This window comes from Nostoc sp. TCL26-01, assembly GCF_013393945.1.
Classification (GTDB): Bacteria; Cyanobacteriota; Cyanobacteriia; order Cyanobacteriales; family Nostocaceae; genus Trichormus.
In genome coordinates, this window is record NZ_CP040297.1 from 568,714 (window position 1) to 581,691 (window position 12,978).

Below are 12,978 nucleotides of genomic sequence, written 5' to 3' on the forward strand. Positions count from 1 at the left end.
TAGCAACTATCTAAAGATGGTTTTATACCGACAAGTTCTATGCTATTGCCACAGTTTACTCAGTGGAGATTGATTTAGCCAAGAGATAAATAGCGATCGCTCACCTTCTGGCATATCTTGTAACTTATCTGCTATCTGGTGAGCAAAATTGGCGTTACCAAAATATGTTTTACCCAGTTTATGTAGTTCTTGTAGGAAGCTCATGACATGATTTTCTTTCCAAGCCGGGAGTTTAGCCGCCTCTAGAGGATTAGTTGATATCCAGTGCCTCACCGCCTCAATCGAAGCAGTTTCTGGCAACTGCTGTTGACGCATCACTTCGGCAATATCTTTTTCAAATAATCCAGCTTGCTTAGTACCTAAAAAATCTTCAATATCCATGTGGACAGATTGCAGCAGCAAAATACTGGCTTGGATAAAAACACCATTTTTGTTGTGACCCCCAGTATCATTACCTAGCTGGTCTAAGCGTACCTTACCCCAGACACTAAAGCGATCGGTTTCTTCCAGCAAGACACAAGCCTTACCCCGATTGTCCGTTAATTCTCTCCAAAAGGATCTAGCTTCTTCCTCTTGTCCCGCCTTAAACACACTAATCAAGCGAAAAGTCTGCCCCTGATAATTGAGGATCGGCACTTGCTGATCCTTTTTTGGGTGCTGAATGCTTGATATTTCAACATCCTGCCGTTTCAAAATAAACATGGCACTAGCAAATAACTCCTCACAGGGGCTTTGTAGATATGCGATTTATAATCCGATTTGACAACATCGCCAAGAGTGCGATTACTTACGTGGAGTAGGGAGTAGTGAGTGCTGAGTTATGAGTGCTGTTAGCGGTAGCGGGGCGATGCAGCCCGTGCTGAGTGAGGGAGTGAGTTAAGAAGTTTTTCTCCCCTACCTCCCCTACCTCCCCTACCTCCCCTGCCCCTCTGCCCCTCTGCCTCTAACCTCTAGCCACACAATATAATCGATATGCTGCGTTTTTTGTCGATATAGACTCAATAGCGACTAAAATCATAGCCTTCCTAAGTGCAAATCTGCAATTTTTTGATTGCTTCTTCGGTGCGAGAACGATATAATTGTTCAGATGACTCCTATTAAGAGCCTAGGTTTTCACTTGGGCGCGTAACTCAGTTGGATAGAGTATCCGCCTTCTAAGCGGACTGTCGCAGGTTCGAATCCTGCCGCGCCTGTTTTTAGAAAATTAAGAATATTATCTAAAAAGTTACGGGCAATTAGACTCAAGAATCGGCATACTGAAATAGGGAGAGCAAGTTAAACCACTCCCAGCTTTTTCAGGCGTGAAGGTTATAAACCAAAAATGAGACGTAAATCTACTGGTAGATCAGCTACTACTCCTAAATCTCCTGGGATTCCATCTTCAATTTTTAACTTCACCACGATCGCCATTTTAGGTGGAGTTTTTGTTCTGGGGATTGGCATTGGCATTGCTTTTAGCTCTACAACCACATTAACCCCATCGAATGTGGCTTCCCGCGAATTTATAGACACCAAATCACCAAACCCTGAGATTTGCGTCCAGAATGGAGCCAGCGCGATGGTGATGGACGCTAGGTTATTTGTGACCCTCAACCCTTTTAATGTCTATGTTGCCCAACCTAGTATGCGTCCTGGATGTGTTCTTAGACAAAATAACTGGGCAATTTTAGAGCAACGCAAATTAATCACATCCGATCAAGTCCGAGACTGCAAAAATCGTCTCAATACCTTTGGTTTTACAGGCAACTTAGATAGTGAAAAACCTGATATCAGGTGTATTTATCAAAACGAAGCTGCCCAAAACTTCTTCATCGCCCAACCAGGTGCAGTTGCACCACCGATAGAGACGGAGAGATTTTAGGGGCAGGGGAGGGGAGCAAGGAAGGCAGGGGAGCAGGGGAGCAGGGGAGCAGGGGAGCAGGGGAGAAAAACTTCTTAACTCACTCACTACTCAGCACTCAGCACGGGCTGAACGCCCCGCTACCGCTAACAGCACTCATAACTCAGCACTCATAACTCAGCACTCAGCACTCAGCACTCCCCATTTCACTTCGGTATTGGTTGCCCAAATTCAATGACGAGGGGATTATTGGGTGGTGTTGTGGCGGTGGGGGGGAAACTGGCGTTGATATTGGCGGGTGTTTGATTTGATGTTAGGGGTGGGACGGTGACGAATGGTTGTTGAGTACCACCGATCGCTGGTATTGTGCTGGGTAATTGTAAGTAGTTAGAGTTATTTTGGGGTGAAGTGCTAGCCGATGGCGTTCCGCCCAGTGTAGCCGATCGCTGAGAGTTTTCTGGCTTTGGTGTGGATTTAGCGATCGCTGGACGTAAAACCCAGCGCGTAGGGTTTTGTTTAGAAACTGGTTGCAGTTGGACTTGGTTGGGATCGGCAGCAAATCCTGGAGCTAAATCTAAGACAATGCGAGTAACGTTGGCACTTAATTGGGAAACACGTACCCTCTGAATGGCTCCAGTATAGTTTTGCATCGTGGAAACCGAACCTAATTTGGTATCAGGAATGTCTACTACTAGTCGGGGAGGTTCAGCAAGGTAGAAGTATTGCGGTGTTTTACCAGATGACAGGGTAATTTCTAGCTTCTTCGTCCCTGGGGAAAATCGCCAATTGTTCAGCTTTGCTAATTGTACTTGAGCCGTAGCTACACCACTGTTTGTCACTAGAGCGATGGAGGCGATCGCCACACACCAGCCAGCACTAAATAGTAGCTTGCTCCCTTGGATGTTGTTACTCGTCATAGCCTTAGACATCAGTATTTATCCCTTGTATGTTGAGCCATCAGCCATCTTGCAGTTTTGGTTAATCAATAATACAAATTTGGGATAAATACTATTAGTAAGATTACTGAAACCGCTTTGTGGTAGCGGCTTCTAACTCCAATCCTCAATCCCAAATTTTGCTGATTTACCGATGATTCTGAGCCATCGCTGTCCATTCTAATGGCTATTTAAATTTTTAGATGGCGCTTGGGCTGCTTCAGGTGTAGCATTAAATTTTAAAATTTGCGAAATGCTACTGATGATGAGTTGACCTTGGAGTTGACCTTGATCTACTAACTGCATTTGGGCTTGAATAGAGCGAGGAGGGGCAATATCACACAAAATCGCTTGATCGATTTTGCCCGTCAGGTTTAACTGTTGATTTTTGAGGATACCTGTGAGGTGCAACCGCTTTTCTTTATCTGTGGTGGCATTGGTGGGTACGAGAGCAGCATTTAAGTAAATGCCTGATTGCTGAATATCTAGTGTCAGGGGTTCTGATTGCTGGCAATTGGGTAAATTTTGTGTCCAATTAATCCGATAGCGAGGATTCAGGACAGGAGAGGCTTGGAGATGTTTTTCTCCATAGGTGGTGACAATTTTAAACAACAGGAGAACTGAACCGATCGTCACTCCATAAAATACCAAAGATTTTGAGTTGAAATGATTCATGGTTTTAATTCTTGACTGTGGGTTCTTGAGTGTTGACTTCCGGTAAGACAGAAGTGAGATGAGAGGTGATTTGGCTATAGCGGCGAGTGATTAGTAGTGAGGAACGGCATTGAATAGCTAAAGCGTCCGTGTATTTGCCCAGGGTTTGACGCTCAATACCCCAGGCGCGACTTGTACCAGCAATTGTCAAGTCAACTGTTTCTGAGGCTGCTACTAGGGCTTTGAGGGCTGCTGAGGCTGGGATAATGTTGATGTGAATGCGATCGCGGACACTATCGGGTAATTTCTCCATCATGGCGTGTAGCTCGTGGCTCAATTCATCTTCTGCCTGATTTTCAGAGGAAACTTGTAGTATCTGCAACATCCGTGTGTCGTGATGGATTAATAGTCTCAGTGCTAGTGTCAGGGCTAAGTCATCATGAATATTCGCTGAGTAGGGAACTAAAAGATTTTCTAATCTTTCTCCTCCCCGATCAACAAAAACACCCACATCGACTGGTGCAGTACTGAGAATTTGCCCGACTCTTCCACCCAAGCGATTATTACTAAAGGCTGGGCGATGCCATCCGACAAGAATTAAGTCAGCTAGTTCGAGTTTGGCAATCTGGGCTGTTTCTCTAGCGACATTGCTGGATATCCGCACAATGGGATGGATAAAGGAATGGGTAGTTGGTTCTAAAGTACTGATTAATTCTTCTAGCTGGTGGCGACGATGGGCAATTAATCGATCAGCTTCTGTGGGTGTACTTTCAAAACTGTAGTCTTCTTCTAATTCAATCAAACTGAGGGGATTGACAACAGCTGGTTGGCGATAATTGAAGGCAATGGCTACCGCTAGCTGGAGTAACCCCTTTTGACTGCGGGGATTGGCGACTGGCACTAAAATGCGGTAAGGGCGAACGTAAGCTGGGCTGGTGATTGTGACCTCTGTAGTTTCTTCTGCTTCTGGTTCTACCACATCCAACTTGATGAGTCTTTTGGGATATGTCCATTCCAGTAAAGGCGATGTCATAAATGTTGTTACCAATGCCATAATTACCAACATGGTGAATAATAACGGCGTAATTACTCCTAATTCCAAACCGATATTTAGCACAATTAACTCAGTTAAGCCGCGAGTATTCATTAACCAACCCAGGGCTGAGGCTTCCCGCTTGTTAATCCCACTCACTCGTGCAGCCACATAAGTACCAATATACTTGCCGGCGATCGCTACTAATAAAACTGCTGCACACAATAGCCAAAGTTCGGGACGATTTAGCAAACCAATTTCTGTTCGCAAACCACTATAGGCAAAAAATATCGGCAGCAGAAAGATTAAGACGAAATCTTCGGTTTTTACAGCTAATTCTCGGACTAATTCTGCATTCTTGGGCATGGCTGCACCTAACAAAAATGCCCCGAAAATTAAGTGAATGCCAATGAGTTCAGTAATTAAGGCGGAGGCAACAACTCCAACATAAATCCCTGCTAGCACAAATTGACTTAAGCGCCCGGTACGGCGGTAGTAAGCAGCCAAGCGGTTGAGAAACCAACGCCCCACGGTGAGCATGAAACCGATATAAGCTATGCTCTCGATAATTGTGGGAAATGCTCCGGCAATATTACCAGTTCTGGCAACAGCGATCGCTACTGCTAGTAAACACCATGCTGTCACATCATCCACTGCGGCACAAGTTAGAGCCAATGTCCCCAGGCGAGTACCTTGTAAATTATTTTCGGTGATAATTCGTGCCAAAACGGGAAATGCCGTAATTGACATTGCTGCCCCTAAAAATAAGGCAAAGGCGGTAAAAGATACACCCGCATTGGAAACTAAAGGATAAAGCAGTAATGCTAACAGTGTTCCCAAAGAAAAAGGCACTAAAATACTGACATGAGAAGTTAAAACTGCAACTTCTAATTGACCACTCAAGTATTTAGGATTGAGTTCTAACCCAATCAAAAACATGAAAAAGATTAGTCCTACCTGAGATAAAACATTGAGAAAAGGAATAGTCTCTGGTGGGAACAAGGTAACTGCTACATGAGGAGCAATTAACCCAAATAAAGACGGGCCAAGCATAATTCCCGCCACAATTTCACCAATTACCAAAGGTTGCTTAATTGATTTGAATGCCAACCCTACTAATCGAGACAATCCAATAACAATTAATACCTCAACTAGAACCTGAATAACTATGTGCATGGTTTTCCCAAGAGTGACCACTTTCTCTAAGATGATTCTTTAAGTTAGTGGGAAATGTCAACCTTTAACAGTTATCAGTTATCAGTTATCAGTTATCAGTGAAGAGTGATGTATTTATCCTTGGGTTTAAGTCCCCCACAAATTGGTGGTAGGCGTTGGTGGTGGGTTTAAATCCCCCACCATACGCTGTGATAACACTGTTCACTGTTTTAATATTTAATTGTTGTTACTATTACTTATACTTAAAAACCCATGACAAATCAAAAAACCTTCTTCTCTATTGGTTACTTACGTAATTTACAGTATTAGTCATTAGTCATTAGTCATTGGTCATTAGTCATTAGTCATTAGTCATTAGTTATTAGATTCTCTTCTTGTCCCTCACTCAGCACTCAGCACGGGCTGCATCGCCCCGCTTCCGCTAACAGCACTCACTCATCACTCGCTCACTCCCTCACTCATTACTCAGCACGGGCTAAACGCCCCGCTTCCGCTAACAGCACTCAGCACTCATTACCTGAATTATTGCTGAGAAAGTCATGAAAATTATCTAGCTAATTCCTTTGAATTTCTCAGCCAAGCTTTATGATGCCATCACTTAAGAGTTGTTACCTACCGAGATACTAAGAGCAGTTCACTCAAGCAACTCTATGAACCTATGCAGCAAGCGTCTCATCCCACAGTCATCCTGGGTGGTGGCTTCGCTGGACTGTTTACAGCTTTACACTTAAGCCAGCAAAATTACTCTCGTCCGATTATTTTAATTGAACAGCGCGATCGCTTCAGCTTCAAGCCCTTATTGTACGAACTACTAAGTGGTGAACTGCACAGCGAACAGGTTTACCCCCGCTACAAAGAACTTTTAGCTGGTAGTAGTGTCACCTTTGTGCAAGATACGGTAGAGTCGGTCGATTTAGATCAACGTAGAGTAGGGCTAGTTTCTGGCAAGCTGGTTAATTACAGCAACTTAGTGTTAGCCCTGGGTGGTAAAACCACTTATTTTAATACTCCAGGTGCGGCAGAATATGCTGTGCCATTTACTTCTGGAGAACAGGCGATCGCTTTGCGAAAGCACTTACGTCACAGACTACATCAAGCAATTCAAACTTCAGACTCAGCCCAGCGTCGGCTACTACTCACTGTTGCCATTATTGGTGCAGGCCCAGCTGGCATTGAACTAGCTTGTACTTTAGCGGATTTATTACCCATCTGGTACGACGAGTTGGGCGGTGATGCTAATGAAATTCGGGTTGTGTTAGTCAACCGTAGCCAGGAAATTCTCAAGGGCGATGTCAATAGCCATTTGCGCTGCACTGCACAGCGCGCGCTCAAACGTCGAGTCATTCCTGTGGATTTCCTCTTTAATGCGGCTGTGACACAAATTCAAGCGCAAGCTGTGGAGTATCAGCAAAACGAACAAACAAAAGTGTTACAGGCTGGGACAATTGTGTGGACTGCTGGAACTGCCCCTAATCCTTTATTGATGGAGTTACCAGTTCCCCACAATCGAGGGCGATTATTGGTAACACCCACATTGCAACTAGCTGATTTTCCCGAAGTTTTTGCGGCGGGTGACTGCGCGGCAAATCAGGACAATCCCCAACCACCGACAGCCCAAGTAGCCTATCAACAAGGAAAAGCGATCGCTCACAATCTCCAGTGTCTCCAAGAACACAAACCCACAATTCCCGTCCAAATTCAAATGCGTGGCACTTTGATGAAATTGGGACTCAACGAAGGTGTTGCCAATTTATTCAATAAAGTTCAAATTCAAGGTCAGCCCGGTCATCTTATCAGAGAAGCGACCTATTTACAATTACTGCCCAACTCTGCACATAACCGTAAAGTGACAACTGAGTGGCTAACTGATGAGTTATTCCAACGCCATCGTCCCTTTTCTCATATGCAATTGGGACAAACCCCTTGGTTATATGGAATGGCAACCATCGCTGCTGGACTGATCATAGCCACCCCCCTAGTCTTGCGAGCTGCTCAACCCACACAATTTCAACAAAACTTCAGTTGGACAGGTATCCCAACTTTACTTAATCAACTAGCACCTTCTGCTAAATAATTCCAATAGTCAATGGTCAATAGTCAATGGTCAATAGTCATTGGTCATTGGTCATTCGACTTCCGACTTCTACTCAGCACTCAGCACTCACCACTCCCTCACTCCCTCACTCAGCACTCAGCACTCACCACTCCCTCACTCCCTCACTCCCTCACTCCCTCACTCACCACTCACCACTCCCTCACTCCTTATGAAATACTTACTCAACCTCCGGACAGCTTTTATCGTCAATCGTGTAATGGTAGGGCTTTTCTTTTTCCTATCTGGTATTGGTAATTATCTCAACTTCAGCATTCCCAACGGTTTCTACCAGACGGTCTTGACGCTAAAACTGCAAATAATTGGGCCAGGAATTCCCCCAGGATGGGAAGGTATAGGGCCGCTACCTGGGTTCTTCGCCATTCCCTATGCTTGGTTGCTACCTTTAGCAGAGATGACGCTAGGTGCTTTGTTTGCTCTCAACTTTTGGTTACGGTGGACAGGATTACTGCTGATTTTAATGACATTTAGCATCGTCCTCGCATTTGGCATCGTACCTGGTGGTAGTGTTTTTGCTAATGGAGTAGAGAGCTTTAACAAAGTTATCTTATTTATGACTTTAATCTGGATGTGCATTGCTTACGAAGCACATGAACAAAAAATGAGTCGTCGTCGCGCTCAAGCAGCTGCCGAATATACTATGACATCCTCTACTAATGATATGTAATCAGAGGCAATAGGTAAAACTTCTTCAATTACATAGCTTGTTTCTCGCTCTTGGCGAGTATTACCAATTACATCTAATTCACATCAGGTGTGAATTAGCATAACTTTACTTGCAAAAAATTTATGACCACTGTACATTACGATGTCATAATTATTGGTACTGGAGCCGGGGGCGGTACACTTGCTTATCGTCTAGCTCCCACTGGGAAAAAAATTCTGATTCTGGAACGTGGTGCTTTTTTACCCCGTGAAAAAGCAAACTGGGACACAGTGCAAGTAGTCCAGAAAGACCGCTATCATACTCAAGAAGCTTGGTATGACGACAAAGCACAGGTTATTTATCCTGGTACGGGCTATTTTGTTGGTGGTAATACTAAAGTCTATGGTGGTGCGCTATTTCGCTGGCGAGAACAAGATTTTGATCAAGTGATTCACAAGGATGGTATTTCCCCGGCTTGGCCTCTCAAGTACAAGGATTTTCAACCTTATTACACTGAGGCGGAAAAGCTTTATGAAGTGCATGGTAAACGGGGTTTAGACCCAACTGAGGCATCTGAGACGGCAGAATATTTTTATCCGGCTATTCACCACGAACCGCGTATCCAAGAGATTCATGACTCGCTGACAACAGAAGGTTTTCATCCGTTTTATTTACCACTGGCGATTAAGTTAAATGAAGTAAATCGTCGTCTGAGTGCTTGCATTCGTTGTAACACCTGTGATGGGTTTCCTTGTCTAGTTGATGCTAAAGCTGATGCCGATGTGAATTGCATCCGTCCAGCAGAGCAGTATGATCATGTGACACTCATTACTGAAGCCAGGGTAAAACGTCTACATACAAGTGCTTCTGGACGAGAAGTAACGGCGGTGGAAACGGAAATTGATGGAGAAATCTATTTGTTTTCTGGTGATATTGTAGTTGTTGCCTGTGGGTCAATTAATTCTGCTGCTTTATTGTTGCGTTCGGCTAATGCACAGCATCCCAATGGACTGGCGAATAGTTCGGATCAGGTAGGACGCAATTTAATGAAGCATCAAAATGGAGCGATTATTGGAGTCAGTTTAAAAGCTAATCCCACGACATTTCAAAAAACCCTAGCAATTAACGATTTTTACTGGGGTGATGAGGATTTTGATTACCCAATGGGTCATGTACAGTTATTGGGTAAAGTAAATGCAGATATGATTGCTCAAGAGTCTCCCTCAGTGTTAGGTTTATCTTTTCAGGAAAGACATACATTTGAGGCGATCGCTAATCATTCGGTAGACTGGTGGCTCACATCTGAAGATTTGCCAGACCCCAACAACCGCGTCACACTCCGGGGTGATTCTATCCAGCTACATTACACTGAAAATAACACCAGTGCTTACAATCGACTGGTGAATCGCTGGACACAAGTCCTCAAAGCCATTGGTTGTGGTGAACGAATTATTCCCGCTTCCTTTTATTTCCGCAAAAAAATTCCGTTGCAAGGTGTGGCTCATCAGTGCGGGACTTGTCGCTTTGGTGAAGATCCCCAGACTTCAGTTTTAGACCTTAATTGTCGTACCCACGATGTTGATAATTTATATGTCGTAGATGGTAGTTTTTTCCGTTCTAGTGCTGCCGTTAACCCCACTCTCACAATTATTGCTAATGCTCTACGTGTAGGCGATCGCCTGATGGAACGGATGATGGGAACAGGTGACAGGTAACAGGGAATAGGGGATAGGGGATAGGGGATAGAGTTTTTAGTAGGGGCTTACTGCGTAAGTCCTTATACCATTTCACGTTAATCATGATACACATAAATTATGTAGAGACGTTGCAATGCAACGTCTCTACTGTGTGCTGTTTGCAACGTCTCTACTGTTTCACATTTAAGGGAAATTGTTATTACCTATGTATTTGGATGGTTTAATAGTTTAACTACTAAATATCTCCACAGGTAAACGACTAAAGGACAATCTTTCATTCTGTACATCAACAAAAATTGTGTCCCCATCGTTGAATTCACCGCGCAAAATAGCTTTAGCAATTTGTGTTTCTAATTCGCGCTGAATTGCTCGTTTGAGTGGACGCGCCCCAAATACAGGGTCATAGCCTACTTCTGCTAAAAAGTCAAGAGCCGCATCGGAGAGTCGGAGGGAAATTTTGCGATCGCTCAATCTCTGTCTTAATCTCTCAACCTGCAACTGGACAATTTGTCGCAATTCTCTCTTATCTAAGCCGTGGAAGATGATGATTTCGTCAATGCGGTTGAGAAATTCTGGACGGAAGCTATTTCGCATTGCTTCCATGACCCGATGGCGCATTTCATCGTAGCGGGAGTTATCTCCGGCGATATCGAGGATGAACTGAGAACCGATATTACTGGTCATAATAATGATCGTGTTCTTAAAGTCCACTGTATGACCTTGGGCATCGGTGACACGTCCATCATCCAGAATTTGTAGGAAAATATTAAACACATCGGGATGGGCTTTCTCAATTTCGTCAAAGAGAATCACGGCATAAGGACGACGACGAATAGCTTCTGTGAGTTGTCCCCCTTCTTCGTAACCTACATATCCGGGAGGCGCACCAATTAACCGGGAAACAGCGTGTTTCTCCATATACTCGGACATATCAATCCGCACCAGTGCTTCTTCGGTGTCGAACATATAAGCTGCGAGTGCCTTGGCTAACTCGGTTTTACCGACACCTGTGGGGCCGAGGAAAACAAAGCTAGCTGTGGGACGATTGGGATCAGCCAAACCAGCCCGCGATCGCTGAATGGCATCGGCAACGGCTGTGACGGCTTCAGCTTGTCCAATGACGCGATGATGGAGTTCATCTTCTAGGTGTAGGAGTTTTTCTTTCTCCGATTCCACCAACTTACTGATGGGGATACCTGTCCATTTAGAAATAACTTCGGCAATATCACCTTCAGTTACTTCTTCTCGCAACAAGGATTTACCTGTACCTTGGGCTTGAGATAATTCTCTTTCTGCTATTTCCAATTGGCGTTGTAAGTCTGTTAACGTGCCAAATTTTAACTTAGCTGCCGTTTCCAGGTCATAATTACGTTCCGCCTGCTGAATTTCTAGATTAACTCGTTCAATCTCTTTTTTAATCGACTGAATTTTGTCAATAATATCTTTTTCCGATTGCCATTGGGCGCTCAAAGTTCTTTGTTCTTCTTTGAGATCAGCAATTTCTCTTTCTAGTCTTTCCAAGCGTTCGCGGGAAGCGGCATCACTTTCTTTTTGCAAAGATAGCTTCTCCATTTCCAATTGCAGAATCTTGCGATCAATTTCGTCGAGTTCCTCTGGCTTGGAAGTAATCTCCATTTTCAACCTAGCGGCGGCTTCGTCTACCAAATCGATCGCCTTATCTGGGAGGAAGCGATCGCTAATATAACGGCTAGACAATGTAGCGGCTGCTACTAAGGCACTATCAGAAATCTTCACCCCATGATGGTTTTCGTAGCGTTCCCGCAACCCCCGCAAGATGGAGATTGTATCTTCCACGCTGGGCTGATCTACATAAACTTGTTGGAAGCGTCTTTCCAGTGCTGCATCTTTTTCAATATATTTACGATATTCATCTAAAGTTGTTGCCCCAATGCAACGCAACTCACCCCGCGCTAGCATGGGTTTTAACAAGTTACCAGCATCCATTGCCCCTTGAGTTGCACCCGCACCGACAACGGTATGAATCTCATCAATAAATAGAACTATATTGCCACCAGATTCGGTGACTTCTTTTAATACGGCTTTGAGACGTTCTTCAAATTCTCCCCGAAATTTAGCCCCCGCAATCATTGCCCCCATATCTAAAGAAATCAGCTTGCGGTCTTTCAAGGATTGGGGAACATCACCGGCGACGATGCGCTGTGCTAGTCCTTCGGCGATCGCTGTTTTCCCCACACCCGGTTCACCAATCAGCACTGGGTTATTCTTGGTGCGGCGAGAAAGAATTTGAATGGTGCGGCGAATTTCATCATCCCGGCCAATCACCGGATCAAGTTGACCTTTACGGGCGGCTTCTGTCAGATCACGTCCGTATTTTTCTAGTGATTGATATTTGCCTTCGGGATTTTGGTCGGTCACTTTTTGACTCCCACGAACTTCTTTAATAATATGCTTGAGTTTATTTTCATCTAAACCGAATTCTTGGAATAATCCTTTGCCGAAACGGTCATCCTTGGCGTAAGCCAATAATAAATGTTCAATAGAGATAAATTCGTCTTGAAAATCTTTCCGATATCCTTCCGCCCTGTCTAGGAGTGTATCTAAACTCCGCCCCAAGTATACCGATGTGCTGCTACCGGAAACTTTGGGTTGACGTTGGATATATTGTTCTGTGCGATCGCTGACTTTTTGTAAGTTTACACCTGCTTTTGTCAAAATCCCACTGGCTAAACCGTCCTGTTCCAGTAGGGCTTTCATCAAGTGTTCACTTTCTATCTGCTGCTGTTGATGCTGTTTGGCAACTTCAGGCGTATGGGCGATCGCTTCCCAGGCTTTTTCGGTAAATTGGTTTGGATTAGTTGGTTGCATAGGTTAGGCTACCACTTTAGAAGCTCAAGTGCAGATA

Annotated in this window: 9 protein-coding genes and 1 tRNA gene; 5 read left to right on the top strand and 5 right to left on the bottom strand. The window is 44.3% G+C overall.

Translation table 11 applies throughout. The features are described from left to right. Window positions 1-42: 42 nt before the first annotated feature. Window positions 43-702: an Npun_F0813 family protein gene (locus tag FD725_RS02355; RefSeq protein ID WP_179046634.1), complete on the bottom strand. Its 660-nt coding sequence runs from the start codon at window positions 700-702 to the stop codon at window positions 43-45. A 417-nt stretch (window positions 703-1,119) separates the two neighbouring features. Here FD725_RS02355 and FD725_RS02360 point away from each other — a divergent pair. Together FD725_RS02360 and FD725_RS02365 are read left to right on the top strand one after the other, a co-directional pair. Beyond that, a tRNA-Arg gene (locus FD725_RS02360) sits at window positions 1,120-1,193 on the top strand. 128 nt (window positions 1,194-1,321) lie between these two features. Continuing rightward, entirely contained in the window at window positions 1,322-1,861 is a 540-nt protein-coding gene (locus tag FD725_RS02365; RefSeq protein WP_179046635.1) for a DUF3172 domain-containing protein, read from the top strand. Between the two features lie 185 nt (window positions 1,862-2,046). Here the strand turns inward: FD725_RS02365 and FD725_RS02370 are convergent, their stop codons facing one another. The 3 genes from FD725_RS02370 to FD725_RS02380 all read right to left on the bottom strand — a co-directional run bounded on the left by FD725_RS02370 (window position 2,047) and on the right by FD725_RS02380 (window position 5,638). Beyond that, the gene (locus FD725_RS02370) at window positions 2,047-2,769 is read right to left on the bottom strand and encodes an AMIN domain-containing protein (RefSeq protein WP_179046636.1); all 723 of its coding nucleotides are present in this window, start codon (window positions 2,767-2,769) and stop codon (window positions 2,047-2,049) included. Window positions 2,770-2,955: 186 nt separating this feature from the next. After that, window positions 2,956-3,450, bottom strand: a complete 495-nt coding sequence (locus FD725_RS02375) for a hypothetical protein (protein WP_179046637.1) — start codon at window positions 3,448-3,450, stop codon at window positions 2,956-2,958. Window positions 3,451-3,454: 4 nt separating this feature from the next. Then, window positions 3,455-5,638, bottom strand: coding sequence for a cation:proton antiporter (locus FD725_RS02380; protein ID WP_179046638.1), 2,184 nt, complete (start codon window positions 5,636-5,638; stop codon window positions 3,455-3,457). A gap of 658 nt (window positions 5,639-6,296) precedes the next feature. Here FD725_RS02380 and FD725_RS02385 point away from each other — a divergent pair. The 3 genes from FD725_RS02385 to FD725_RS02395 all read left to right on the top strand — a co-directional run bounded on the left by FD725_RS02385 (window position 6,297) and on the right by FD725_RS02395 (window position 10,112). Continuing rightward, window positions 6,297-7,712, top strand: coding sequence for an NAD(P)/FAD-dependent oxidoreductase (locus FD725_RS02385; RefSeq protein ID WP_179046639.1), 1,416 nt, complete (start codon window positions 6,297-6,299; stop codon window positions 7,710-7,712). A gap of 190 nt (window positions 7,713-7,902) precedes the next feature. Then, window positions 7,903-8,418 (top strand): DoxX family membrane protein, encoded by a 516-nt coding sequence (locus FD725_RS02390; protein WP_179046640.1) that lies wholly within the window; start codon window positions 7,903-7,905, stop codon window positions 8,416-8,418. Between the two features lie 122 nt (window positions 8,419-8,540). Further along, window positions 8,541-10,112 (top strand): GMC oxidoreductase, encoded by a 1,572-nt coding sequence (locus FD725_RS02395; protein ID WP_179046641.1) that lies wholly within the window; start codon window positions 8,541-8,543, stop codon window positions 10,110-10,112. Window positions 10,113-10,322: 210 nt separating this feature from the next. Here FD725_RS02395 and clpB read toward each other — a convergent pair whose 3' ends face one another. Next, window positions 10,323-12,941 (bottom strand): ATP-dependent chaperone ClpB, encoded by a 2,619-nt coding sequence (clpB, locus tag FD725_RS02400; protein WP_179046642.1) that lies wholly within the window; start codon window positions 12,939-12,941, stop codon window positions 10,323-10,325. Window positions 12,942-12,978 lie beyond the last annotated feature (37 nt).